At 70.7% G+C, this 24,469-nt stretch carries 21 protein-coding genes and 1 pseudogene; 11 read left to right on the top strand and 11 right to left on the bottom strand.

Features of this window, described 5'->3' with window-relative positions:
* Positions 1-2 precede the first annotated feature (2 nt).
* The 3 genes from iolE to AC4BGB_RS18745 are packed head-to-tail and all read right to left on the bottom strand — an operon-like array spanning position 3 to position 2,488.
* Positions 3-908: a myo-inosose-2 dehydratase gene (iolE, locus tag AC4BGB_RS18735; protein WP_490548506.1), complete on the bottom strand. Its 906-nt coding sequence runs from the start codon at positions 906-908 to the stop codon at positions 3-5.
* A gap of 30 nt (positions 909-938) precedes the next feature.
* Positions 939-1,787: a sugar phosphate isomerase/epimerase family protein gene (locus AC4BGB_RS18740; protein WP_490548507.1), complete on the bottom strand. Its 849-nt coding sequence runs from the start codon at positions 1,785-1,787 to the stop codon at positions 939-941.
* Complete coding sequence (locus tag AC4BGB_RS18745) at positions 1,784-2,488, bottom strand: TMEM175 family protein (RefSeq protein WP_490548508.1); 705 nt, start codon at positions 2,486-2,488, stop codon at positions 1,784-1,786. Before AC4BGB_RS18745 ends, AC4BGB_RS18740 begins: the two co-directional genes overlap by 4 nt.
* A gap of 204 nt (positions 2,489-2,692) precedes the next feature.
* Here AC4BGB_RS18745 and AC4BGB_RS18750 point away from each other — a divergent pair, with 204 nt between their 5' ends.
* Both AC4BGB_RS18750 and AC4BGB_RS18755 read left to right on the top strand, forming a co-directional pair.
* Positions 2,693-3,355, top strand: coding sequence for a DUF6629 family protein (locus AC4BGB_RS18750; protein ID WP_490548509.1), 663 nt, complete (start codon positions 2,693-2,695; stop codon positions 3,353-3,355).
* Positions 3,356-3,842: 487 nt separating this feature from the next.
* A complete protein-coding gene (locus tag AC4BGB_RS18755; RefSeq protein ID WP_490548510.1) occupies positions 3,843-4,949 on the top strand; it encodes an ABC transporter permease in 1,107 nt (368 codons plus the stop codon).
* A 40-nt stretch (positions 4,950-4,989) separates the two neighbouring features.
* On the opposite strand, the gene AC4BGB_RS18760 is transcribed toward AC4BGB_RS18755, so the two are convergent.
* The 3 genes from AC4BGB_RS18760 to AC4BGB_RS18770 form a co-directional block, all read right to left on the bottom strand.
* Complete coding sequence (locus AC4BGB_RS18760) at positions 4,990-5,220, bottom strand: (4Fe-4S)-binding protein (RefSeq protein ID WP_490548511.1); 231 nt, start codon at positions 5,218-5,220, stop codon at positions 4,990-4,992.
* Positions 5,221-5,222: 2 nt separating this feature from the next.
* Complete coding sequence (locus tag AC4BGB_RS18765; protein WP_490548512.1) at positions 5,223-5,537, bottom strand: GNAT family N-acetyltransferase; 315 nt, start codon at positions 5,535-5,537, stop codon at positions 5,223-5,225.
* Between the two features lie 160 nt (positions 5,538-5,697).
* Positions 5,698-8,436: an ATP-binding protein gene (locus AC4BGB_RS18770; protein WP_490548513.1), complete on the bottom strand. Its 2,739-nt coding sequence runs from the start codon at positions 8,434-8,436 to the stop codon at positions 5,698-5,700.
* A gap of 188 nt (positions 8,437-8,624) precedes the next feature.
* On the opposite strand from AC4BGB_RS18770, the gene AC4BGB_RS18775 reads away from it, so the two are divergent.
* From AC4BGB_RS18775 to AC4BGB_RS18805, 7 genes are read left to right on the top strand one after another with little or no spacing between them, the layout of a single operon-like run.
* Positions 8,625-9,503: an ABC transporter ATP-binding protein gene (locus AC4BGB_RS18775; RefSeq protein ID WP_490548514.1), complete on the top strand. Its 879-nt coding sequence runs from the start codon at positions 8,625-8,627 to the stop codon at positions 9,501-9,503.
* Positions 9,504-9,550: 47 nt separating this feature from the next.
* Positions 9,551-10,270: an ABC transporter permease gene (locus AC4BGB_RS18780; protein ID WP_490548515.1), complete on the top strand. Its 720-nt coding sequence runs from the start codon at positions 9,551-9,553 to the stop codon at positions 10,268-10,270.
* Positions 10,267-11,208 (top strand): protein kinase domain-containing protein, encoded by a 942-nt coding sequence (locus tag AC4BGB_RS18785; protein WP_490548516.1) that lies wholly within the window; start codon positions 10,267-10,269, stop codon positions 11,206-11,208. The genes AC4BGB_RS18780 and AC4BGB_RS18785 overlap by 4 nt, the downstream gene beginning before the upstream one ends.
* A gap of 38 nt (positions 11,209-11,246) precedes the next feature.
* The gene (locus tag AC4BGB_RS18790) at positions 11,247-12,086 is read left to right on the top strand and encodes an alpha/beta fold hydrolase (protein ID WP_490548517.1); all 840 of its coding nucleotides are present in this window, start codon (positions 11,247-11,249) and stop codon (positions 12,084-12,086) included.
* Positions 12,087-12,111: 25 nt separating this feature from the next.
* A complete protein-coding gene (locus tag AC4BGB_RS18795) occupies positions 12,112-13,167 on the top strand; it encodes an extracellular catalytic domain type 1 short-chain-length polyhydroxyalkanoate depolymerase (protein WP_490548518.1) in 1,056 nt (351 codons plus the stop codon).
* 34 nt (positions 13,168-13,201) lie between these two features.
* On the top strand, positions 13,202-13,615 hold the full coding sequence (locus AC4BGB_RS18800) for a GNAT family N-acetyltransferase (RefSeq protein ID WP_490548519.1): 414 nt from the start codon (positions 13,202-13,204) through the stop codon (positions 13,613-13,615).
* Positions 13,596-14,882, top strand: a complete 1,287-nt coding sequence (locus AC4BGB_RS18805) for a glutaminase (protein ID WP_490548520.1) — start codon at positions 13,596-13,598, stop codon at positions 14,880-14,882. The genes AC4BGB_RS18800 and AC4BGB_RS18805 overlap by 20 nt, the downstream gene beginning before the upstream one ends.
* A gap of 10 nt (positions 14,883-14,892) precedes the next feature.
* On the opposite strand, the gene AC4BGB_RS18810 is transcribed toward AC4BGB_RS18805, so the two are convergent.
* On the bottom strand, positions 14,893-15,513 hold the full coding sequence (locus AC4BGB_RS18810) for a TetR/AcrR family transcriptional regulator (RefSeq protein WP_490548521.1): 621 nt from the start codon (positions 15,511-15,513) through the stop codon (positions 14,893-14,895).
* A gap of 103 nt (positions 15,514-15,616) precedes the next feature.
* On the opposite strand from AC4BGB_RS18810, the gene AC4BGB_RS18815 reads away from it, so the two are divergent.
* Together AC4BGB_RS18815 and AC4BGB_RS18820 are read left to right on the top strand one after the other, a co-directional pair.
* Positions 15,617-18,577, top strand: a complete 2,961-nt coding sequence (locus AC4BGB_RS18815) for a crotonase/enoyl-CoA hydratase family protein (RefSeq protein WP_490548522.1) — start codon at positions 15,617-15,619, stop codon at positions 18,575-18,577.
* A gap of 50 nt (positions 18,578-18,627) precedes the next feature.
* Positions 18,628-19,779, top strand: a complete 1,152-nt coding sequence (locus tag AC4BGB_RS18820) for an acyl-CoA dehydrogenase family protein (protein WP_490548523.1) — start codon at positions 18,628-18,630, stop codon at positions 19,777-19,779.
* Positions 19,780-19,815: 36 nt separating this feature from the next.
* Here AC4BGB_RS18820 and AC4BGB_RS18825 read toward each other — a convergent pair whose 3' ends face one another.
* From AC4BGB_RS18825 to AC4BGB_RS18840, 4 genes and pseudogenes are all read right to left on the bottom strand, one after another.
* Entirely contained in the window at positions 19,816-21,603 is a 1,788-nt protein-coding gene (locus AC4BGB_RS18825) for an acyl-CoA dehydrogenase family protein (protein ID WP_490548524.1), read from the bottom strand.
* Positions 21,600-23,114 (bottom strand): 3-hydroxyacyl-CoA dehydrogenase NAD-binding domain-containing protein, encoded by a 1,515-nt coding sequence (locus tag AC4BGB_RS18830; RefSeq protein WP_490548895.1) that lies wholly within the window; start codon positions 23,112-23,114, stop codon positions 21,600-21,602. The genes AC4BGB_RS18825 and AC4BGB_RS18830 overlap by 4 nt, the downstream gene beginning before the upstream one ends.
* Positions 23,115-23,129: 15 nt before the next feature.
* A pseudogene (locus AC4BGB_RS18835) lies at positions 23,130-23,324 on the bottom strand (zinc ribbon domain-containing protein); the annotation flags it as partial.
* A complete protein-coding gene (locus AC4BGB_RS18840) occupies positions 23,290-24,465 on the bottom strand; it encodes a thiolase domain-containing protein (protein ID WP_490548525.1) in 1,176 nt (391 codons plus the stop codon). The pseudogene AC4BGB_RS18835 and the gene AC4BGB_RS18840, both read right to left, overlap by 35 nt.
* Between the last annotated feature and the right edge of the window lie 4 nt (positions 24,466-24,469).

Raw genomic sequence — 24,469 nt, forward strand, 5'->3', positions numbered from 1 at the left:
CCCTACAGGCCCGTCAGGTCGGCGATGTGCTGCCGGGCGACGCGGAACGCCTCCAGGGGATGCGCAAGGGCCGGGTCCTGCTCGGCCTCGACGACCAGCCAACCGGCCCAGCCGTCGTCGGCGAGCTTGCGCAGCAGCGGGGCGAAGTCGATGCAGCCCTCGGTGTCACCTGGGACGGTGAAGATGCCCTGGCGCAGGGCGTCCCAGAAGCTCAGTGCCTCGTCGTGCATCCGGTCGAGGACGGGCCGGCGGAGGTTCTTGAGGTGGACGTGACCGATCCGGCCCTCGTGGCGGGTGAGGATGTCCATCGGGTCGCCGCCGCCGACGAGCAGGTGAGCGGTGTCGAGCAGCAGGTAGGTCTCGCCGGCCACGGTGTCGGCCACCAGCCGGTCGATGTCCTCGGTGGACTGCACGCCGGTGCCGGTGTGGTGGTGGTAGTTGATCCGGAGCCCGTGGTCGGTGGCGATCCGGCCCATCTCGCCGAGCCCGCGCACCATGGCGTCCCACTGCTCGTCGGTGAAGACCGGTCGGTTCGCCAGCGCAGGCACGGGCTGCTGGTGCACCGCGTGGGTGACCTCGGCGACGTACACGTCCTCCAGGCCGATGGCGTTGAAGAAGGGGATCTGGTCGCGGAAGGACTGGAGGGTCTGCTCGTACGCGCCGCCCTGCGAGGCAAACCAGGTCGAGACCCAACCGCCGGAGGGGACCAGGCCACGGACGTCGAGCGCGGCCTTCAGCGTCGCCGCGTCCGTGGGATAGGTGCTGCCCAGCTCGGTGCCCTCGTAGCCGGCGAGCGCCATCTCGCTGACGATCTGCTCGAAAGAGGTTCCCGCGCCCAGCTCGGGGAGGTCGTCGTTGACCCACGCGTTGGGCACAGCGGCGATACGGACGGTTCCGGCGGTGAACATGGATGCCTCTCAGGGGTGGGTCGTGCGATGTCAGGCGGTGGGCGAGAACGTGTCGCGCATGAAGCCGATGGCCTCGGCAGCGAACCGGTCCTTGGAGCCGAAGGTGTCGCGCCAGACATGGGCCTTGGTCGACAGACCGGGTACGTCGGCCGCGAAAGCCTCCGCCGCGACCCAGCCGTCGTAGCCGATCTGGTGCAGTGCCTCGGCGGTGCGCGACCACTGGACCTGCCCGGCGCCGAGCCCGCCGCGGTTGTTCTCGCTGGCCTGGACGTGCTTGATCGCCGGCCCGTGGGCGGTGATCGCGGCGACCACGTCGTCCTCCTCTGCGTGGGCGTGGTGCGTGTCGTAGAGGACGCCGAACGACGGATGGTCGACACGCGCGGTCAGCGCCGCCGACTGCTCCAGGGTGTTGATCAGGTAGCCCTCGTGACGGTTGAGGAACTCGACCGCGAGGTCGATCCCCGCCTGGGAGGCGTGCTCGGCGGCGGCCCGCAGGACGTCCGCCGACCAGACCAGCTCCTGCTCGGTGGGACCGGCTCCGCTGAAGACGGCGTAGGCGGTCTGGAAGGGGCCGCTGAGCACGGAGCTGCCGAGCTGGTGGGCCGCGTCGACGCCCCACTTGATCTCGTCCAGCCCGCGCTGGCGCACGGCGGCGTCCGGGCTGACCGGGTTGGCCTCGGCGGCGAGGTTGAGGATGGTGGTGCACCCCAGGCCCGCGTCGTCGAGCGCTGTGCGGATCTCTGCATTGTCGGCGGTGAGCGCCGAGCCGACCGGGATCTCGGCGCCGTCGTACCCGAGACCGGCCAGGGTCGAGAAGATCGGATAGTGGGTGGGCTGGACGTCGGTGGTCCAGATGTACATGCCGATCCCGAACTTCACAGTGCGCCTTTCGGTTGGGCGATCGCCCCTGGTGGAAGTGGATGCTGACGCGGCCGGCGCCGCACGCCGGTGCTCACGAAGAAGACGAACTCCGCCACGAGGAACCCGAGGGCAAGCACGGGATGGGCGAAAGCGAGTGCGGTCGAGGCCAGCGCGACTGCCGGCAGTACGTAGAGGTGGTGGAGCCGGTAACGGCCGAGGGCAGGGAGAGACCGGTCGGGGTCGAGCAAGTGGGTCTGGTGAGCGACATATCGCGCCAGCAGGCCGACGGCGAGCGAGAGCAGTGCGACGTTGCCGGCGAAGACGACGGTGGACCAGGGCTCGGCGATCCGCTCCGTCCCGACTATGTCGGCGGAGAAGGGCACGAGGGACGCCGCGCCGAGCACTGCGAAGTTGAGGGCCAGGATCATGGTGTTGCACTGGCGCAGCCCGGCGGTGACTGCGTGCTGCACCAGCCAGAAGCGGGCCAGCAGGATGAAGCTGATCAGCCACGAGACGAAGACCCGCCAGTCGTCATGCATGAGTGCGAGGACTGAATCGTTCCGCTCTGGAAGCTTGAGCTCCAGGACCAGCAGGGTGAGCACGATCGCGAACACCCCGTCGGTCAGGGCGCTCATTCGCTCGGGGCTGTACTGCCCGTCGTCGCGCCGCGCTGCGGTGCGGTCCTGCTCGCTGTGGATCTCATGTCCGGGCGTCGTCACGTCGTCCCACGAGCCCCACCGTTGACTGTCATGTTGCGTCGACCCTAGGAGAAGGCCCTGCCTTTTCGTCAGCATTTGGGCAAATCGGTCACCTGTTTCGTGGGGCGGAAGCGGTCTAGCAGAGCCACGCAACTGGGCCGCGGCTTGCCGGGCCGCGAGGTCTTTCCCGCCGGGACGGGGTACTGGGCGAGTGTGTGCTTCTCGATGGGCGCCGATCTGACCGCCGGCGTGGCCCTCCTCCCCGTCGGTGCGTTCTGCCTGCGTGAGGTGCGCACGGCCAGGGAACTGCCGTTCGCGTCGCTACCGTTGCTCTTCGCGCTCCACCAGCTCACCGAGGCCCTCGTCTGGCACGGCGCGTCCGACTACGTCTCGGCCGGTGTCCAGCACGCCGCCGCAGTTATCTACGTCCTCTACGCCTTCCCGGTCCTCCCGCTCCTGGTGCCGCTCGCGGTGCTGCTGCTCGAGCCAAAGGGAAGGCGCCGGCGGGTGGCGCCGTTCGTCGCGCTCGGCGCCGTGGTCGCGGCGTACCTGCTCTGGGGGGTGCTCGACGGCCCGCTCCTGGTCAGGGAAGAGCCGCACGCACTGGTCTACGACGTCGACCTGACGTACGGGACGATGTGGGCGGTGCTGTACATCGTGGCGGTGATCGGGCCGTCGGTGCTGTCGGGCTACCCCTCGATCGTCGCCTTCGGGCTGCTCAACCTCGTCGGGCTCACCGTGGTCGCCATCGTCTACGTCCAGGCTTTCGCGTCGCTGTGGTGCGTCTATGCGGCGCTCACCTCCGCGCTGGTCGCCGTGCACATGGTGCGCCGCCGCCGGTTGCCCGACCTCCACCGCCTCGAGGGGCAGGCGCTGGTGCCCGCCTGAGGGGTGCGGCCGTTCTCGTGCGGTGGAGGGGGCGCGAAGCTCGCATACGCGCGGACACAAGTCTGGGATCGAGCACGGTTTCAGGCTGCGCCGGCGGGACAGTGGCGCACTTGTGTCCGCGCGTATGCGACGGCCCGGAGTTCGTGCACGAAACGGCGCGACCCCGCCCCGAGTCCCAGACCTCGACGCGATACCGCAGCTGTACGACGCCGTTGCCGAATCGCCGCTCGTAGAGGAGCTCCAGATCGAGGCGAGAGCCGCTCGGCAGTGCCGGCTTGCCGCCACCGAGGACGGAAAGATGTAGCAGCTGACCGCGAGGCGGGGGTGGTGGCCACCCCCGGGCTCACCCGAGGAAGTGGACGGACTCCCGGGTAGGCGCGCCGTCCTACAGTGGAGAACAAGGGCGCTCGGGCCCGGGGCAGCTGCACTCGCCGTACGGCGTCCGCGCCATGTTCGCGCGTCACGGCGCGACGGCAGAGGAGATGCCATGCCAGCCGATCAGAGCCCGCAGGATCGCCCGCGACACTCCACCAGCCCGCAGGGCGGGGCCCACCCGGGCGGCGCCGTGGCCGCGCCGGAGCTGGCGATCGACCCGAGGAAGTCGACGATCCGGGCCGTGGTCTGGGTGCTCGGCGTGCTGTTCCTCCAGCTCGCGTTCATCTACAGCTACGTCGGCGCCTTCCACGACCCGACTCCGCACGCGCTCGACGTGCAGGTGGTGGCACCGCCGGGGGCGAGCGCCCAGGGCGAGCAGCTGGTCGACCAGCTCAACCGGCTCCGCAACGACCCACTGGACGCCGAGCTGGCCGACTCGGAGGCAGAGGCTCGTCGCGACGTCCGCAAGGGGAACGACGTCGCGGCCCTGGTGCTGCGCCCCGAACGGACCAGCGACCTGCTGCTGGTCGCCTCCGGCGGCGGCGTCTCTGTTGAGGAGGCAGCCGAGAAGGTGCTCACCAAGGTGGTGGCCGAACAGCGGCGAACCGTGGAGAAGGACGACCTGGTCCCGCTGCAGAGCGGCGACGCCCGCGGTCTCACCGGTTTCTACCTCGTGGTCGGCTGGGCGGTCGGTGCCTACCTGTTCCCGACCGTGCTGGCGCTGGCGCGCGGGGACCGCCCGCGGTCGGTGCGCGCCGCGGCGATCCGACTGGGGGTGCTGGTGCCGTACGCGCTGGCCTCCGGGTTCGGAGGCGCGTTCGTCGTCGGTCCGATGCTGGACGCCCAGACCGGGCACTTCTGGCAGCTCGGCCTCCTCGGGGCCGCGGTGTCGTTCTCGATCGCTGCCGTGGCGATCGGGCTCGAGGCGCTCCTGGGGGTGATCGGGATCGCGGTGACGCTGCTGGTGATCGTGATCATCGGCAACCCGAGTGCGGGCGGGGCGTTCCAGGCCGGGGTGATGCCCACGTTCTGGCGGGTGGTCGGTGACTGGATCCCGACCGGTGCCGGCGTGGACGGGGTGCGCCAGATCGTCTACTTCGACTCCGAGGCGATGACACGCCCGCTGCTGGTGCTGGCGGCGTACGCCGTGGGCGGCATCCTGCTCACGTTGCTCATCGCCGGGCGAGGGCGGCGTCCCGAGCTGTTGATGAGCGCCTGAGCCGGTAGGGCGCTTCAGCACGGAGAGCAGACCTGAGGCGCTAGCCGGCCTCGTGCTCGACCACGCGCAGTGCGCCGCTGGGGCAACGCGCGATCACGTCCCGCAGGGTCTGGGCGGCGACATCGATGTCGGCCCGTGCGGGGTCGATCCACGGTCGCCTGCTGGGCATGAACACCTCGGGCATGCCGTGCACGCACTCCGCCGCGTGCCGGCACAACGCTGCGTCGAAGGAGACGTCCACCAGGGGGCCGGTGTAGGTCTTGCGCACCACGGTCAGTCCCTGACCTTGGACGGTGGCGCGTTGAAGAGCAGCTCCCGGTACTCGGGGTGCTTGCGCATCCAACTGAGGATGTAGGGGCAGATCACCAGTGCCTTCAGCTGTCGTTCGCGGATGTCGTCGAGCGCAGCGCGGGCCAGGGCGCTGCCGACTCCTCGACCCTCGAAGGCCGGGTCGACCTCGGTGTGGGTCAGGACGACGAGCGCGCTGGCCTCCTGGAAGTCGACGAACCCGGCGACCGTCGTCTCGTCGACGGCGGCTTCGTAACGCCGCCGGTCCGGATTCCTGATCACGCTGACGCCGAGGGACATGGTCGTGGGCCTCCTGGCCGAAGGGGTGGACGAGGTCGTGTGCCTCGATGGTGCGCATCTCTGCGGTGTCTCAGAGTTGCGCAGCAGACGGCCTGCTCGCGTCCGGGAGTCCTACCTAGTCCGGCGGAGTCGGGACCGAGCCTGAACAGCGCCTGACCGGTCAGGGGAGCGGGATCTCCCTGAGCTGTCGGCGGGAGGTGATGCCCAGCTTGGGGAAGATGTTGCGGAGATGAGCCTCGATCGTGCGCGGGCTGAGGAACAGCTGCGCAGCGACCTCCCGGGAGGTCGCTCCGGTGGCCACCAGTCGCGCGATCTGGACTTCTTGCGCGGTGAGGGCGTCAGCCGGTTGGGCGGTCCGTTTGCGGGGGCGCTCCCCGGTGGCCTTCAGCTCGCGCGCGGCGCGTTCGGCGAACGCGTCCACACCCATGTTCGAGAGCATCTGGTGGGCGGTGCGGAGCTGTTCTCGGGCGTCCTGACGGCGCCCCTCGCGGCGCAACCACTCGCCGTAGACGAGGTGGGCGCGGGCGAGGTGGGCGGCCATCCGACAGTTGCCGAGTCGTTCGATCGCCTCGCGGTAGTGCTCCTCGGCGGCAGGGCCGGCGATGGTCAGGGCACGTGAGCGCGCGGCCAGCCCGAGCGCGAACTGAGTTCCACTTGCGTGGGCCCGGGAGCTGAACTGCGCCAGCGCTGCGACCGCGCGCTCCTGTTCACCGGAGCGGGACGCCGCTTCGATGAACTCGGGCAACGCGCTGCTGCTGTGTGGGAACTCGTCGTACTCCCAAGGCGGTGTCGCGGCGGCGAGTGCCTCGTCGTAGTTTCCCAGGCCGTTGTACAGGTAGGCCAGCGAGACCTGGCTCGAGCCGAGCGTCGTGCCCTCACCCCGCGTGGTCGCGTCAGCTACAACCGCGGCGCTGAGGTCCGAGGCTTCAGGCTGGCGGCCGCGCCAGGCAGCCAGTATGAACCGGGCGTTCGGAAGCGGCGGGGCACCGGTCGCCCGTGAGATCGCCTCGTCCTCCGAGAGGAGCTCACCGGCACGGGAGAGCTCGCCGGTCAGCACCAGATAGACAGCCATGGCATTGAGTGCAGCGGGAAGCGTGGATATCGCGCCTGTCTCGCGGGCGAGCCGGACGGCGCTGTTGGCCAGGGCATGGAACGACTCGTCGTCCCACAGCATCACCGACACATGGCAGGCAAGCCACAGCCAGCGACCGTTGTCGAGGTCTGGCCCCGAATCGTCATGTCGGACGGCTTCGAGCGCCCGCTGCAGGGATGGAACGCTGGCCTCGTAGCCTTGCGTGAACCTCGTGGTCAGTCCGTCCAACAGCAGATCTACTGGCCGGGGCGGGGACGGCGGCGGTGGCGCGTCCCGGGCAGCCTTGGCCACCTCTCGCAACCCGCTGCCTCGCGCGGCGAACCGACCAGCGTGGAAGGAAGCCACGAACGCCTGCACGTAGGCCTCGCGTGCGCGCGCGGCGTCCAGCGGACCCAGCGTCTTGGCAGCCTCGAGAAGCATCTTGGGCTCGTTGCTCCCTCGCGTGGTGTGGAACGCGATCTGGGCGCGTAGCAGCCCGAGCCGGGCGTGTTGGAGGGTATCCAGTGGCCCAGCCGCGGCGACGGCCAGCAGCTCCAGAGCCACCTCGGGTGCACCGGCGCCATGGTTGGTGTGCGCAGCCTCGAGCGCCCGTCTGGCGCGGTCGGCGGGCTCAGGAGTCAGGTGGGTTGCCTGTCGCAGGAACGCCGCCGCCGCGGCCAACCCCCCGCGAGCCCGGGCACGGCCTGCCGAGCGCTCCAGCTCCGCGGCGGCACCCTCGTCGGTGCCCAGCACGGCCTGCGCACGGTGCCAGGCGCGGCGGTCGGGGTCGACGTCCGGGTCGGTGGCGGCGGCCAGCGCGCGGTGCGCGCGGCGCCTGTCCGGGGGCTTGGCGGCGCGGTAGACCGCCGAGCGGACGAGTGGATGAGCAAACTTCACCCGGGTGTCGATCTCCAGCAACCTGGCTGACTCGGCCGGTGCGGCCGCCGCGGCTCCGATCCCCAGGTGTGCGGCCGCACGCTGTAGCAACGCGACGTCCCCGGTCGGCTCGGTGGCGGCGACCAGCAGCAGCAGCTGCGTCTCCGCCGGGAGGCTCGCCGAACGGCGTTGGAAGCTGTCCTCGATGCGGCGCGGGATGCTCGCCGCGTCCGGCAGCTCGAACCCGCCGGCCAGCTGCGTGCTGCGCGGCAGCTCCAGCAGGGCCAGGGGGTTGCCGCGCGCTTCCGCGACGATCCGTTCGCACACTGCGGCGTCCAGGGTGGTGTGGAACGCAGAGGCCAACAAGGCGCGGGCCTCCTTCTCGCCCAGCGCCTCGAGGCGCAGCGCAGGCAGGCTCGAGAACGGGTGAGAGCCGCCTGTGTCAGAGTCGCGGACCGCGTACACCAACGCCAGCCGTTCGGCTGCCACCCGGCGCGCCACGAACGCCAGGACCTGCGCCGACGCCTCGTCCAGCCACTGCGCATCGTCGATCAGACACAGCAGCGGTGCCTCCTCGGCCACCTCGGCCAGCAGGTGGAGGATCGCCAGCCCCACCAGGAACGGATCCGGTGCGGCGCCGGCTCGTTGGCCGAACGCCACGCCGAGGGCGGCCTGCTGCGGGTCGGGCAATGCGTTGGCGCGGTCCAGCATGGGCGCGCACAGCTGGTGGAGACCCGCGAACGCGAACTGTGCCTCGGCCTCCACCCCGACAGCACGGGCGACCGTGAACCCCGAGCGGGATGCCGTGTCGCAGGCATGCTCGACCAGCGCCGTCTTGCCGATGCCCGCTTCCCCGTGCACGACGAGTACTGCGGCACGACCAGAGTGCGCCCCGGCGAGCACGTGCTTGAGCGTCTCGCGCTCCTCGCGCCGGCCCAGAAGGTTCGTCACGTTTGAGTCCACCGCCGGCCCTCGGTTGGGAGTGGGTGAGTATCACCGACCCGACGTGGGTCCGCAACTCCCATCCCGTCCCTGACGATCAACGATGCGGCGATCACCTACGGGACTTTCACCGACGCGAAGGTGCCGTCATCAGCGCGAGCCTGATGACACCGAAACCTCGACCCCGAAGGATCCCGATGTCCGCCAGCACTGTCATCGACGTCTCCCACCTGAACGTCACGTACGCCGACTTTCCCGCCGTCAAGGACCTCTCGTTCCAGGTCGAGCGCGGCGAGCTCTACGCCCTCCTCGGCACCAACGGGGCCGGCAAGACCTCGACCCTGGAGGTCATCGAAGGACACCGCACGGCCGCGTCCGGCACGGTGCGGATCTTCGGTGAAAGCCCGCAGGACCGGGACGCGGTCCGGCCCCGACTGGGGATCATGCTGCAGGAGAGCGGCTTCTCCCCGGATCTGACGGTGCGGGAGTCGGTGGGCCTCATCGGCGCGCTGAGCGGGCGCAGGGACGACGTGGACCGGGTGCTCGATGTCGCCGGCCTCACCCGGAAGAAGGACACCAGGGTCTCCCAGCTCTCCGGTGGCGAGAAGCGTCGCCTCGACTTCGCCACGGCGGTGTACGGCGGGCCAGAGCTGGTCATCCTTGACGAGCCCACGACCGGGCTGGACATCCAGTCCCGGGACGCGCTCTGGGCCGCCGTGGACAGGTTGCGCGAAGAAGGATCCACGATCGTGCTGACCACCCACTACCTGGAGGAGGCGCAGCAGCGCGCCGACAGGATCGGGCTGATGCACGAGGGCACGCTGCGTCGGGAGGGCACGGTGCACGAGCTGACGCAGGCGATGCCGGCGGTGATCAGCTTCGCGCTGCCGCCCGGCGCGCCCGAGCCGCCGATCGTGGGCGCACTCAACGGCGCCTTCCACGTCGAGACCTTCAACCTGCAGGCAGACCTCTACCGCCTCCTGGGCTGGGCGCACGACACGGACGTGGAGCTGCAGGACCTTACGGCCGGCCCGACCCGTCTCGATGACGTCTTCCGCTCCATCGACGCCGCCTGAGTCCGACACCGAACACCACGTCGCTCCATCCTGAAAGGAACCACCCCATGCTCGAGATCGCTCGCAGTGAGCTCATCCAGATCTTCCGGAACCGGCTGGTCATGGTCAGCGGACTGGTCATCCCGGTCGCGGTCGGCGCCTACCTCGTCTACCAGCACGAGACCTTCGCCGATCTCGCCAGCCTCGGCTACGTCGCTGCCATCGTGATGTTCACCGTGCTGGCCTTCGGGCTCTACACCACCGCGGTGACCACGCTGGCCGCACGCCGGCAGAACCTCTTCCTCAAGCGGTTGCGCTCCACCGCCGCGAGCGACCAGAGCATCCTCGTCGGGCTGGTCCTGCCGATCACGTTCATCGCCCTCGTCCAGGTGGTCGCGATCCTGGTCGTGCTGGGTGTGGTCACCACCAGCCCGGCCGAGATCCCGCTGCTGGCGGTGGCGATCGTGGCGACGATGGCCATGATGCTGGCACTGGCTCTCGCCACTGCGGGCCTCACGAACTCCCCCGAGCACGCCCAGGTGACCACCCTGCCGGTGAGCCTGGCGGTGATCGCCGCGGCCAGCTGGGTAGGAATCTCCGGCACCGAGGAGCTCGCCTACCTCAAGCGCCTCCTCCCCGGCGGCTCGGCCACCGAGCTGGTGATCAACGCCTGGAACGGCGGGGTCCCCCTCGCCGACTCCCTTCCCTTGCTGGCCCCCACCGTGGCCTGGGTCTTCGTCGCTGTCGCACTGGCCAAGCGGCTCTTCCGCTGGGAGCCCCGACGATGAACCTCGACTTTGTCATCGACGGCCGGTACGAAGTGGGTGACGTCATCGGGTGGGGCGCCACGGCCGAGGTCCACCGCGGTCACGACGTCGTCTCGGGCCGTGCGGTTGCCATCAAGGTGCTGCGTGCCGACCTCGCGCGCGACCCCGTGTCCCGGTCCCGCTTCCGGCGCGAAGGGCTGACGATGGCCGGGCTCAGCCATCCTGCCATCGTCGCCGTCTACGACACCGGGCACGAGGAGCTCGCCACAGGCTCCGCAGGCATGGTCCGGGTCCCGGTCATCGTCATGGAGTACGTCCCGGGGCACTCCCTGCGGGACCTCGTCAGGACGCGCCTGCCAACGGTCAACGAGACCATCCAGTACCAGCTGGGGATACTCTCGGCGCTCGAGTTCAGCCATCGGGCCGGCGTCGTCCATCGCGACATCAAGCCCGCCAACGTCATGGTCACGCCCGAGGGTGCCGTCAAGGTCGTGGACTTCGGCCTGTCGCATGCCAGTGGGCATCCGGCTGCCACCTTGAGCCAGGCCTCCGGGCTCTTCGGGACCCCGTCGTACGTCTCCCCGGAGCAGGCCCGCGGAGAGACCGTGGACGCCCGCACGGACCTCTACTCCGCAGGCTGCGTGCTCTACGAGCTCCTGACCGGAAAGCCACCGTTCATCGGAGACGACCCCGTCTGCGTGGTGTACCAGCACATCCACGAGCAGCCCGTGCTGGTCCGAACCGATCTTCCGGGAGTCAATGCCGTGCTCGCGAAGGCTCTCGCCAAGGAGCGGGACGACCGGTTCCAGGACGCGACCTCGTTCATCCAGGCCCTCCTGTTCGCAGTGAAGGACACACAGCCTGCCCCCGACGGGGCACTTGCAAGCACCCTCGGCAACGACGCGCGCGTCGCACTCGCCGTGGGCAACCACGCCGGCCTGGCCCAGGTCGCCTGCTGACCGCACACCGGACACACAACGAGAGAAGGAACCACACCATGGGATTCATCAACGTCGGCAACGAGAACAGCGCCCCCGTCGAGCTCTACTACGAGGACCAGGGCGCGGGGCAGCCCGTCGTCCTCATCCACGGGTATCCGCTTGATGGGCACAGTTGGGAGCGCCAGACGCGCGAGCTGCTCGCCGCCGGATACCGCGTGATCACCTACGACCGCCGCGGCTTCGGCCAGTCTTCGAAGGTCGGCACCGGCTACGACTACGACACGTTCGCCGCCGACCTGTCCGCCGTGCTGGAGGCGCTCGACCTCCGCGACGTCGTCCTGGTCGGCTTCTCGATGGGCACCGGTGAGCTCGCCCGCTACGTCTCGGCGTACGGCACGGAGCGCGTCGCCAAGCTCGCGTTCCTCGCCTCACTCGAGCCGTTCCTCGTGCAGCGCGACGACAACCCCGACGGCGTGCCGCAGCAGGTCTTCGACGACATCGTGGCCGCGGCCAAGGGGGATCGCTACAGCTGGTTCACCCAGTTCTACCGGGACTTCTACAACCTCGACGACACCCTCGGGTCGCGGATCAGCGAGGAGGTCGTCAGGGCGAACTGGAACACCGCCACCCTCAGCGCCCCTGTCGCCGCCTACGCGGTCGTCCCGAGCTGGATCGAGGACTTCCGCGACGACGTCGAGGCCGTCCGCGCAGCCGGCCTGCCGACGCTGATCCTCCACGGCACCGCGGACAACATCCTGCCGATCGACGCCACCGCCCGGCGCTTCCGGGACCTCGTCCCGGACGCCGACTACGTCGAGGTCGAGGGGGCCCCTCACGGCCTGCTCTGGACCCACGCCGACGAGGTCAACCTCGCCCTGCGCACCTTCCTCGGCTGAGCAGTCCCAGGGACAGGAGGCACACGTGACCGCCTCGGACCACGACCCCGAGTCCGCCCGGCGGCGATGGCGCCTGATCGTCCCGGCCGCCGGGCTGGTGGTCGTGTCGTTGCTCGCCCTGGCTGCTGTCGTCTTCCAGTTCGGCCCGCCCTGGTCGATGGAGGAGGGAGATCGCAACCACGTCTACGAGAGCGACGCCGGCTCCCAGCGCTACCAGGTCCACCTTCCCCCGCAGCACGACGGGAGGACACGGCTCCCGGTGGTGATGGCCATCCACGGTTGCGCGATGACCGGTTACGGGTGGAACTCGATGAAGGCCACCACGCAGCTCAACGACCTGGCCGACCGTGAGGGCTTCATCGTCGTCTACCCGACGCAGCGGATGTTCCGCAGTGCAGTCAACTGCTGGAACTCCGATGACCCGCGAGAACAACACCGTCACGCCGGAGAGCCTGCGCTGCTGGCGGGCGTGGCCCGGCAGGTGATCGAGGAGTACGACGCGGACCCGGATCGGGTGCACGTCGCCGGTGCGTCGTCCGGCGCAGGGACCGCGGTCATCCTCGCGGTGACCCATCCCGACGTGTTCGCGACGGTGACGTCGGTGGCGGGAGGGGAGTACGGGCTGAACCAGGTGGACCCCGACGATCCCGGCTCCACGCCGCCGGCGTACACCGCGCGCCAGGCGTGGTCCCAGATGGGCGACCGGGCACGCGGGGTGCCGATGCTCGTGATCCAGGGCGAGGAGGACGACGTCGTGCCGCCGCTCGTCGCCACCCGTCTCGTCGAGCACTGGACGGCCGTGCACGATCTCGCCGACGACGGCCTGCTCAACACCAGCCTGGACCTGGTCGAGGAGACGACCCGCGTGGATCCGGGGCCCGGGAGGCGCACGTACAGGCACACCGCGGTCTCGACGCCCGACGGCAGGTCCGTCGTCGAGCTGTACCTCGTCGACGGCATGGGGCACGCCTGGCCGGGCGCCGCGGGCGAGGGTCTCTTCACCGATCGCTCGGGCCCGGACGCCAGCGTCCTCCTCTGGGAGTTCGCCCGGCGCCACCCGCAAGGCTCAGCACCACGATGAGTGCCATCACGACCATGGAGAAGAAGGCGATCAGATGACTCAGCAGATCAAGGACGACACCGGTGCAGCTGTGACGATCAGGCTCGAGGACGTTCGCCCCGTCGGCACCTACACGGTGAACCTAGCCGACGGATCCGTCGTCGGTCGGGCGGACTTCGTGCGTCCTCCCGCGGTGGACGGTGAGCGGATCTTCTTCCACACCGAGGTGGACCGGAAGTTCGGCGGGCGGGGCCTGGCGCGACTGCTCGTCCGCGGAGTGCTCGAAGACAGCATTCGGACGAACATCACCGTCGTCCCCGTGTGCCCGCTGTTCGCGGCCCACCTGAAAGAACATGGCGATGAGTTCGTCGCGATGGGCGGCAAGTTCCGTCGGCCGAGACCTGCCGACCTCCAGCTCGTCACCGACGCCGTTCGGGCAGCGGAGGGCCATGCGATCACCGATTCCTGACTACCTGATCGAGGCGCTCGAGGACGTCGCGCCGGACACGTCCGGTGTGCGGGCGGGATACATCCCGGAGCTCGCGGCGGCCGATCCCGACCGCCTCGCCGCGGTCTTCGCCACCGTCGACGGTGTCGTCTACGGCGCGGGAGACACCGATGTCGAGTTCACCATCCAGTCGATCTCCAAGCCGTTCACCTACGCGCTCGCCCTCGCCGACAGAGGCTTCGACGCGGTGCTGGCCAAGGTGGGTGTCGAACCGTCCGGGGAGGCGTTCAACGAGATCTCCCTCGAGGACGGCACCGGGCGTCCGCGCAATCCGATGATCAACGCGGGTGCCATCACCACGCACTCCCTGACAGGGGTTCCGGAGCTGGAGCCGGGGGAGCGGCTGGAGCGGGTGGTCAGCGGGCTCTCGGCGTTCGCCGGACGCCGGCTGGAGGTCGACGAGGCGGTGTGCGCCTCGGAGCTGGAGAACGCACACCGCAACCTCGCCATCGGGCACATGCTGCGCAGCCACGGCGTACTCACCGAGGACCCGGCCACGGTCGTCGCGGGCTACACCCGGCAGTGCTCCCTGCTCGTCACGGCACGCGACCTCGCACTGATGGCGGCGACCTTGGCCAACCGCGGGGTCAACCCGCGCTCGGGCGAGCGCGTGGTGCCGGAGCCGGTGGTGCGCCAGGTGCTGAGCGTGATGTCCACCTGCGGCATGTACGACGCTGCCGGCGACTGGGCCACCCAGGTGGGCATCCCGGCGAAGAGCGGTGTCGCCGGGGGACTGATCGGGGCCCTTCCCGGCCAGATCGGCATCGCGACGTTCTCGCCTCTCCTCGACCCCCACGGGACCAGCGTCCGGGGCGTGTCCCTGTTCGAGCGGTTCTCCGCCGACATGGGGCTGCACGTGATGGAGGTGCCGCCGATGGCGCGCGCGGTCGTGCGCTCCAGCCACGTCGTCGGCGCCGGACCGGACGCGATCCACGTCTTCGCGCTGCAGGGCGGGATCCGCTTCGCCGGAGCCGAGAGAGTGGTGCGGGAGATCGTGAACACCGCGCTCGCGGAAGCAAGGGTCGTCCTGGACCTCACGATGGTCCACTCGATCGACGACGTGGCCCGCAGGATGCTGCTGGAGGTGGTGCGGCGGCTCACGCTTGACGGCCACCGTGTCTACCTGATTGACCCGGAGTCGATCCTCCCCGACCCCGATCCAGGCGACGGTGGCCAGGTCGCCGTGGTGGGGGACCTCGCCGAGCTGGCCGGGCGGGAGCAGGGCTGACGGGCTCTCCTCAGCGTCCTCGCCTTGTCGCGCTGACCTCGGCGACGTCCGCGTCTCCCAGGATCCGCAGGGCCTGCTTCCAGGCCTGAATCACCTCGGAGGTCCCGGCCCGCGGGGCCAGGATGCCGGAGAGGTGGGAGCCGGTGAGCAGGTCGATGGTGAACTGCACGAGCATCGTCGTCTGCGGGCGTTCGGCACCGACGAGGCGGGTGACGTTGCGGTGGACGGTCCCGAAGATCCGTTCCTGGAGCGGGAGCAGGGCCTCACGCAGATCCGCGTCGGTCCGGGCCGCGACCCAGAGCTCGAGTGCGGCCGTGAACGCAGGCTCCTGGAGCTCGTCCCAGACCAGGTCGACCAGCTCGTCCCAGCTCGCCGGGGGGACGTCGTCCACCGGCGTGGTGAGCACCGCGAATCGGCGCTCGATGATGTCCTCGACGACACCGGCCATCAACGAGCCGCGAGTGGGGAAGTGGTGGAGCAGGGTGCCACGCGCGACGCCGGCTCGCTGCTGGACCGCGCCGACGGTGGTGGCGCCGTACCCGCCCTCCAGCAGGCACTCGTAGGCAGCCTCGAGCAGCAGTGCACGGGTCGCGGCAGACCGCTCCTGCTGGGTACGTCGGGGGGCCGCCATGCGCCGACCCTATCCCCGGTCGAGGCCGACCCCGGGTTGCGCGAACTGGGAGCGGCCGAGCATGATGTGCGAAACAGTCTGATCGGACGGAAAGTTGACGAACATGCCTGGTCCTCGACGCGGCAAGACCGTGATCGCCTCCGCCCGCACCCTGCTGCCCGTGCTCACGCAGACCGCCCGGATCGCTGCCGGGGACCTCACCCAGAGGGTGCGGACCGCTGTCGGCGTCGGCGCTGCGGGCGACCCGACCGGAGCCGAGCAGGTGTCCGTCCCGGCGCCCGCCGGCGCTGCGGAGTACGCCCGACAGGTGCACGCGCAACGACTCGTCGCAGCGACCCCGGAGACGGTCGTGGACCTGGTGACCGACCTGGACCGGGCCCACGAGTGGCTCACGCTGCACCTGTCCTGGCGCGGGGAGCGTGCCTCCCGGATGGCGCCGGGTGAGGAGTTCGTCCAGCAGATCAAGCTGATGGACATCCCGGCGCAGGTGCGCTGGCGGGTGCAGGAGGCCGGTGAGAGCGGCTTCGACCTGCGCGGCACCGGACCGATGGGGATCACCGTCGGGCTCTGGTGCACGGTGCTCGCGACCCCCACCGGGACGGCCGTGCGCCTCGACGGAGCGCTGGACGGACCGCCCGTGCGCGGACCGGTCGGCCTGACCGCCGTACGCAGCGTGGAGACCGCGCTCACCGAGTCGCTCGAGGTCCTCTCCGGTCTTGTGGACGGCGGGGGAGGCCGGGCGCGGATCGCCGACGAGCCGGTCCTCCACGAACGCACCGGGCAGCTGCTGGAGCCCTCGACCCCGGTCGTGATCGGCGTCGGGCAGGTCGTCCGGCGTACCCCTGACCTGACGAACCCGGTGGAGCCGGTCGCGATGGCCGTCGAGGCCCTTCGCGCCGCCGCAGCGGACTCCGGCGCGCAGGCCGACGTCCTGGCCCGGGCCGACCTCGTCTACGCGGTGCCCAGTGCCTCGTGGACCTACCCCGACCAGGCGGGCCTGGTCGCCGGGCTGGTGGGTGCGGAGGAGGCGGGCACGGTGCAGACCTCGCCGTACGGCGGGGACGGCGGCCAGCTCTCCCTGAACGACGCCGCCCAGCAGGTCGCCGACGGGAAGGCGCACGTCGTCCTGGTCAGCGGCGCCGAAGCGGGCGCGACCGTGGCGGCCCTCCAGCGCGACGGCCGCGAGCCCGACTGGACCCGCCAGCCGGACGACACCGCTCCTGACCGCGTCATCGGCGTGGACCGGCCCGCGAACAACGAGCGGGAGACCAGCGTCGGGCTGGGTGCCCCCATCTACGTCTACGCCCTGATCGAGTCGGCGCTGCGTGGCGTTGCGGGCACCTCGACCGAGGAGCACCGGGCCCGGATCGCCGACCTCTGGGCCCGCAACAGCGCTGTCGCGGCCGGCAACCCGTTCGCGTGGGACCCCACCGAGCGGAGCGCCGAGGAGATCGCCACGGCGACGCCCGACAACCGTGCCGTCTCGGACCCGTACACCAAGCTGATGTGCGCCAACCTGCAGGTCGACCTCGCTGCCGGCGCCATCGTCACCAGCGTCGCCGCCGCGCACGCGCTCGGGGTGCCGCAGGACCGCTGGGTCTTCCTGCACGCCGGCGCCTCGGCCACCGACGAGTGGTTCGTCTCCGAGCGAGCGGACCTCGCGAGCTCGCCCGCGATCGCCGCCGCAGGTGCCGCGGCGCTCGGGCACGCCGGGATCGGGGTCGACGACCTCGGCCCGGTCGACCTGTACTCCTGCTTCCCGGCAGCGGTGCAGCTCGGGGCGCAGGCCCTCGGCCTGCCCTGGCAGGACCCCGACCGCCCGCTCAGCGTCACCGGTGGGCTCACCTCCGCCGGTGGACCGGGCAACAACTACGGCCTGCACGCCGTCTCCACGATGGTGCCGATGCTGCGGGAGAGCCCGGAGCAGTACGGCCTGTCCAGCTCACTGGGCTGGTACGCGACCAAGCACGCCATCGGCATCTACTCGGCCAAGCCGCCCACGGACCGGTTCGAGCACCTCAAGCCGGCATTCGAGCGACCCGCCTCCCGTCCGGTCCGCACCGAGCTCGACGACGCCGCCGTCGTCGAGGCGGTGACCGTGCCGCACGACCGCAGCGGCCACGCCGAGGCGGCGATCGTCTCCGCGATCACGCCCGGTGGTGAGCGGGTGCTGCTGCGCCGCGAGGGCCGCGAGGACGTGGCGCTGCTCACCGGCACCGACCCGCTGCGGCGCAGCATCCGCATCGAGGAGGACCGGGTGGTGCTCGGTGACGAGCGTCAGTCGCTGCCGGAGCCGCCGGCGGCGCCGCTGCGCACCCACCGCGACAGCGACGAGGTCTTCGTGATCACGCTGGACCGCCCGAAGGCGCGCAACGCCATCGACCGGCTCACCGCGCAGCTGCTCGAGCGCGCAGTCGACGACGCCGAGGCCGACGGAGGCGTCCGGGTCATCGTGCTCACCGGAGCCGGCGACACGTTCTGCGCGGGGATGGACCTCGCTGCGGCCAACCGGGGCGAGATGCCGGTGACCGATCGTTGTGGCCCGCTCGGGCTCACCGCCGAACCGCCCACCAAGCCCACCATCGCCGCCGTCGAGGGACCGGCGCTCGCGGGAGGCTTCGAGCTCGCCCTGTGCGCCGACCTCATCGTGGCCGGTGAGGACGCGACCTTCGGCCTCCCGGAGGTCAAGCGCGGCCTGCTCGCCGCCGCCGGCGGCCTGTGGCGTACGGCGACCCGGCTGCCCCGCGCAGTCGCCCTGGAGCTCGCGCTCGTCGGGGACCCGTTGCCTGCCCAGCGCCTGGCCGCGCTCGGGCTGGTCAACTCGGTGGTCCCCAACGGAGAGGCGCTGCCCACCGCGCTGGACCTGGCCCGCCGGATCGCCGCCAACGCACCGCTGTCGGTCAGCGTCGGCAAGCACGTCGTCGACACCGCACCCACCTGGACCGCAGACGAGGGATTCGCCCGCCAGAGCGAGCTGGCCAGCCCCGTGCTGCTCTCCGACGACGCCCGCGAGGGAGTGGCCGCGTTCGCCGAGAAGCGCGAGCCACGCTGGACCGGTCGCTGACCCAGCCAGACCTTCACCCCACCCGAACCGAACCAGCAAGGAAGCAGACCATGGACGCCTGGAACACCCCCGAACGCAAGGCACTTCGCGACGCCGTCACCCTCTTCACCACCCGCGAGATCGTCCCGCACCTCGCGCAGTGGGAGGACGAGGGGCAGCTGCCTCGCGAGCTGAGCAAGAGCGCCGCTGCCGCGGGCATCCTCGGCGTCGGGTTCGACGAGGCCGTCGGCGGCGAGGGCGGCAATGCCATCGACACGGCCGTGGTCACCGAGGCCGTGATCGAGGCAGGCGGCAGCGCCGGCGTGATCGCGTCGCTGTTCACCCACGGCATCGCGGTCCCGCACATCATCGACAGCGGCAACCCCGACCTGATCGACAGGTTCGTCCGGCCGACCCTGGCCGGCGACCTGATCGGCTCGCTCGGCGTCACCGAGCCCGGCGGCGGCAGCGACGTCGCCAACATCACCACGCGCGCGGTCCGCGACGGCGACCACTACGTCGTCAACGGTGCGAAGACCTTCATCACCTCCGCGGTGCGCGGCGACTTCGTCACCACCGCGGTGCGCACCGGCGAGTCCGGCTTCGGCGGGGTCAGCCTGCTGGTCATCGAGAAGGGCACTCCCGGGTTCGAGGTCGCCCGCCCCCTGCGCAAGATGGGCTGGCACTGCTCCGACACCGCCGAGCTCAGCTTCACCGACGTCCGCGTCCCCGTGGCCAACCTGGTGGGGGAGGAGAACGGCGGGTTCATCCTGCTGATGCAGCAGTTCGTCAACGAGCGCCTCGGCCTCGCCCTCCAGGGCTACGCCACCGCGCAGCGCGCGCTCGACCTCGCCGTGCGCTACGCCAAGGAGCGCGAGACCTTCGGCAAGCCCCTGGTCAGCCGCCAGGTGATCAGGCACAAGCTGGTGGAGATGCACCGTCGTACGTCCGCGGCCCGCACGCTCACCCGCGCGGCCATCGAGAAGTCGGTCGAGCGCTCGGTCACCGACCCCGACGTGATCCTCGATGCCCTGATGGCGAAGAACACCGCCGTCGAGACCGTGGAGTGGGTGGTCAGCGAGGCCGTCCAGATCCACGGTGGCGCCGGGTACATGCGCGAGTCGGAGATCGACCGTCACTACCGCGACGCCCGCATCCTCGGCATCGGCGGCGGAGCCACTGAGGTGCTCAACGACCTCGCGGCCAAGCTCCTCGGCTACTGACCCAGACGGTACGGCGGCAGCGCTCGTCCGGCCCGCTCAGATCCATTCGTCGAGCGGGTCGGTGAGCGCGCGGCCGCCGTACTGGATGCGCTTGCACAGGGCCTCCACCAGTGGGAGCTCGCGCTCGATCCAGATCCGGGCGAGCGCGGACTTGCTGGCGAGCAGCTGGTCGTCGCCGGTGGCAGCTGCGGCGACGACGCACTCCGCCCAGGTCCAGGCGACGGCCAGGGTGCCCAGCGCGGTGAGGAGGTCGTAGGAGACCGCGGTCGCCTCCGTCTCGTCGACCTCGGCGATCATCGCCACCGCCTTGCGCAGCTCCACCGTGGCCTCGCTGATCGGTCCGAGCAGCGGGGCGAGCTCGACCAGGTCGGGGGGTGCGGCGGCGAGGAACGAGTCGATCACACCGAAGAACGCGTCCGTGGTGCTCCCGTTGCGCGAGACCAGCCGGTTGCGGACCAGGTCACGTGCCTGGATGCCGTTGGCGCCTTCGTAGATCTGGCCGATCCGCGAGTTCCGCACCCACTGCTCGACCGGGTGGTCGCGCATGTACCCGTGTCCGCCGAGCACCTGCTGGCAGTCCACCGTCGACTGCAGCCCCTTGTCGGTGAAGTACGCCTTGAGCACCGGCGACAACAGCTTGACCAGGTCGGCGGCGACCGGTGAGCCGATCGAGTCGGCCTCCAGCTGCCAGAGCGCAACCCGCGCAGCCAGGGCACGGCCGCCCTCGGCGAAGGCGCGCGTGGACAGCAGCAGCCGGCGTACGTCGGGATGGACGACGAGCGGGTCTGCGCGGAGGTCCGGTCGGCGTGCGCCGCCGGGTGCACGTCCGGAGAGCCGCTCGTGCGCGTAGGCGCTCGCGTACTGGTAGGCCAGCTCGGAGTAGGCGATGCCGGACAGCGCTGTGCCCAGCCGCGCCTTGTTCATCAGGAAGAACATCGGGCCCATCGATCCCGCTACGCCGGTCTTGGCGGGATCAACGATCCGCCAGCCGACCGCGCCCTCGAAGCGCAGCGCGCAGGTGGCGCTGCCCTCGATGCCCATCTTGTGCTCGATGGCGTCGACGTGGACACCGTTCGGTCCACCCAGTGCCCCGGTGGCGGGGTCGAGCTCGCGCGCCGGGACCAGGAAGACGCCGACGCCGGCCAGTCCCTCGGCCACCGTGCCATCGGGCTCGACGACCTTGGCCAGCACGATGTGGACGATGTTCTCCGTCAAGTCGTGGTCACCGCCGGAGATGAAGATCTTCTCGCCCCGGATCCGCCAGGTGCCGTCAGGCTCCTGCTGGGCACGGGTGCGCAGCTCCTTGAGGTCGGACCCGGCCTGGCTCTCGGTCATGCACATCGTCGCGGTCCAGTCGCCGCCCACCAGACGCGGCACCACGTGAGCGCGCATCCAGTCCTCGCCCAGGGCAGCGATCATGGTCCCGGCCACGCCGCAGAAGGCGCCGTACATCGCGAACGACTGGGCGGTCGCGCTGCGCAGCTCGCCGAGCGCCAGCGTGACCACGCTCGGGAGACCACCGCCGCCGATGTCTGCCGGCACGTTGAGGACGTGCCACCCGGCCTGCCGGTACAGGTCCCAGGCCTTGGGGAAGCCCTCGGGCGTGCGCACCCTGCCGTCGACGAGATGTGCGCCCTCGTGGTCGCCGGCGAGGTTCAGCGGGGCGAGGACCTCCTCGTGGAAGCGGGCACCCTCGCCGAGGAGGTCCCGCACGTCGTCGGCGGTCACGTCCTCCAGCCCACGGAGGTCGGGGCGCTCGTCGATGTGGAGGAGGTCCTTGAGGACGAAGAGCCAGTCTGCGAGCGGGAATCGGTACGTCGTCACTGTGCGGGTGACCCCTCTGTGGTCGTTTCGTGTGGGCCGGGGGTGCTGTCCAGGATGCCGGCGCCGGCCTCGGCCAGGCGCACGAGCAGCGGAGCGGGTGTGAAGCCCTCACCGTGCTGTGCCGCGAGCTGCGTGAGGCGGTCGACGACGGCCCCGATCCCGATCTGGTCGGCGTAGTGGAGCGGGCCGCCCTTCCAGTCCGGCCAGCCGTAGCCGTGACGCCAGACGACGTCGACGTCGCTCGGCCGGTTGACCACTCCTGCGTCGATCAGCAGGGCCGCCTCGTTGATCATCGGCAGGATGAGGCGATCGGCGATCTCGGCGTCGGCGATGCGGCGCCGCTCGACTCCGGCGCGCGCCGAGGCCTCGATGACCACGGCGGACACCTCGGGGTCGGGGCGGGGGGTGCGGTCACCCTCCTTGTAGCGGTAGTAGCCGCGACCGGTGCGCTGACCGCGGTGGCCGCGACGGTAGAGCTCGTCGACCAGCCACTTCTCCTCGCCGGTCTCCTGCCGGCGGCGGTAGCTCAGCTCGATCCCGCCGCCGAGGTCGAGCATCTCGTAGGGACCCATCGGGAGCCCGAACTCGCGCACGACCCGGTCCACCTGTTCGGGGAAGGCGCCCTCGAGGAGCAGGGCCTCGGCCTGGCGGTTGCGGGCGAACATCATCCTGTTGCCCACGAACCCGGGGGAGACCCCGACGACGACCGGCGTCTTGCCGACCCGGCGTACCAGCTCCATCGCGGTGGCCAGGACGGCCGCGTCGGTGGATCGGCCGCGCACGACCTCGACCAGCTTCATCACGTGGGCAGGGCTGAAGAAGTGCAGCCCCACGACGTGATCGGGGCGTCCCGACGCCTCGGCCAGGTCGTCCAGGTCGAGGCTGGAGGTGTTGGTCGCCAGGATGCAGTCGGGTTTGGTCGCGGCCGCCAGCTCAGCCAGCACCGACCGCTTGAGGGCGAGCTGCTCCCAGACCGCCTCGATCACCAGGTCGGCCTCGCCGAGGCTGGAGATCGCGTCCTCGATGCGCAAGCCTGTGCGGGGCAGCTCGAGCCGGTCGAGGTAGGCCTCGATGTCGCCCTGCGCGCGTTCCCGGGCCGGGCCGTCGGGATCGACGAGCGTGACCTGCGCACCACCGGCTAGCAGGGCCTTCGCGATCCCGGTGCCCATCGTGCCGGCGCCCACCACGCCGACCTCGGCCACCTCGCGCGCCAGTGCCAGGGCGACGTCCGGAACGGTCCGGGACATCTCGAGGGACTCGGCGGCGTACTCGCGCGCTCGATCCGCCGCCACGGTGGTGAAGTACGGCAGCGCCGAGCCGTCCTCGGCCTCCTCGAACCCGACCCGCAGCTCCTCGCCGATGGAGATCGCGTGCACGTCGCAGTCCGCGAGGACCGTGCTCATCCGGGGGCCCTCGGCCAGTTCGACGATCGCGGCCGCACGCGGTCGTCGCGAGCGGGCCACGATCGAGTAGGAGTACAGCGTGGCGGTGCCGCTCGCGGCCTCCCACACGGTTCGGTCCGAACCGCACAGGGGGCACCGGCGGCGCGGGTACCAGTGGGGTCGATCGCAGTCCTGGCAGCGCTTGAAGGAGAGCACGCCTTGCGCGGTCCCCTCCCAGTACGGCTCGTCGTGCGCCGTACGAACGGGCGCAGGGTGGGTGGATCGGGATTTCCTGCGCATGGGTCTACTCCGCCTGGAAGATGGTGGTTGCCGAGACATGGCTGCTGGCGATCATGCCGCCGGTCGCGTGGGCCAGGACGAACTCGCGGTCCTCGACCTGTACGGCGGGATGCGCCTCGCCGCGGCACTGTCGTACCGCCTCGAGGAGCTTGGGCATTCCCCCCTTGTTGCCGGGGTGGTTGTTGCACAGTCCGCCGCCGTCGGTGTTGAACGGGAGCGTGCCCTGGCCCGAGATCAGGTTGCCGTCGGCGACGAAGGCGCCGCCCTCGCCCTTCGCGCAGAAGCCCAGATCCTCGAGCTGGACGATCACCGTGATCGTGAAGCTGTCGTAGAGCGAGGCGTAGCCGATGTCGGCGGGTGAGATCCCGGCCTGCGCGAAGGCCACCGGACCCGAGCGAGCTCCCGCCGAGGTGACCAGGTCGCCGGTGCCGCCGTGCGGGTGCTTGACGGCCTCGCCGGAGCCGGCGAGGCGCACCTTGGGCCGGGCGAGATCACGTGCGATCTCGTCGCGGACGAGCACCAGTGCGCCGCCCCCGTCGGTGACCACGCAGCAGTCGAGCCGGTGCAGCGGGTCGGCGACCATGGGGGAGGCGAGCACGTCCTCGACGGTGACGACGTCGCGCAGCTTCGCGTTCGGGTTGTGCTGGGCGTGGTGGGAGGCCGCGACCTTGACCCACGCGAGCTGCTCGGGGGTGGTCCCGAACTCGTGCATGTGACGGCGGGCCACCATCCCGTAGGCGTACATGGGTCCCTTGGGGAGGCCGGCGGTGTAGGGCCCGCTGGGCACCGCAGAGGCGTCGACGCCACTGAGCCCGAGGCCGCCGCCTCGAGCCAGGGGAGTGTCGGCCATCGTGATCAGTGCGACATCGCACTTCCCGTCGGCGATCGCCTGTGCGGCATGACGCACGTGGAGCAGGTACGACGAGCCGCCGGACTCCGTGGTGTCCATGTGCCGCAGCCGGTCCAGGCCGAGGTGGTCGGCCATGGTCGCGCCACCGAGGCCCGGTGCGTCGGCACCGCAGAAGTACCCGTCGACGTCGGCAAGGGTCAGCCCCGCGTCCGCGAGCGCGCCGTGCGCGACATCGGTGTGGAGATCGGCGACCGTCTCGTGGACGGCCCGCCGGATCGGGTGCTCGAAGATGCCTGCGACGTACGTCGAGGGCGTCGTTGCTTGGGGCATGTCA

It is taken from the genome of Nocardioides sp. Z30_9, assembly GCF_058215735.1.

Coding starts and splice junctions, on each gene's coding strand:
- iolE (WP_490548506.1), bottom strand. CDS start 908: ATGTTCACCGCCGGAACCGTCCGTATCGCCGCTGTGCCCAACGCGTGG.
- AC4BGB_RS18750 (WP_490548509.1), top strand. CDS start 2,693: ATGGGCGCCGATCTGACCGCCGGCGTGGCCCTCCTCCCCGTCGGTGCG.
- AC4BGB_RS18755 (WP_490548510.1), top strand. CDS start 3,843: ATGCCAGCCGATCAGAGCCCGCAGGATCGCCCGCGACACTCCACCAGC.
- AC4BGB_RS18765 (WP_490548512.1), bottom strand. CDS start 5,537: ATGTCCCTCGGCGTCAGCGTGATCAGGAATCCGGACCGGCGGCGTTAC.
- AC4BGB_RS18775 (WP_490548514.1), top strand. CDS start 8,625: ATGTCCGCCAGCACTGTCATCGACGTCTCCCACCTGAACGTCACGTAC.
- AC4BGB_RS18780 (WP_490548515.1), top strand. CDS start 9,551: ATGCTCGAGATCGCTCGCAGTGAGCTCATCCAGATCTTCCGGAACCGG.
- AC4BGB_RS18785 (WP_490548516.1), top strand. CDS start 10,267: ATGAACCTCGACTTTGTCATCGACGGCCGGTACGAAGTGGGTGACGTC.
- AC4BGB_RS18790 (WP_490548517.1), top strand. CDS start 11,247: ATGGGATTCATCAACGTCGGCAACGAGAACAGCGCCCCCGTCGAGCTC.
- AC4BGB_RS18800 (WP_490548519.1), top strand. CDS start 13,202: ATGACTCAGCAGATCAAGGACGACACCGGTGCAGCTGTGACGATCAGG.
- AC4BGB_RS18805 (WP_490548520.1), top strand. CDS start 13,596: ATGCGATCACCGATTCCTGACTACCTGATCGAGGCGCTCGAGGACGTC.
- AC4BGB_RS18810 (WP_490548521.1), bottom strand. CDS start 15,513: ATGGCGGCCCCCCGACGTACCCAGCAGGAGCGGTCTGCCGCGACCCGT.
- AC4BGB_RS18815 (WP_490548522.1), top strand. CDS start 15,617: ATGCCTGGTCCTCGACGCGGCAAGACCGTGATCGCCTCCGCCCGCACC.
- AC4BGB_RS18820 (WP_490548523.1), top strand. CDS start 18,628: ATGGACGCCTGGAACACCCCCGAACGCAAGGCACTTCGCGACGCCGTC.
- AC4BGB_RS18840 (WP_490548525.1), bottom strand. CDS start 24,465: ATGCCCCAAGCAACGACGCCCTCGACGTACGTCGCAGGCATCTTCGAG.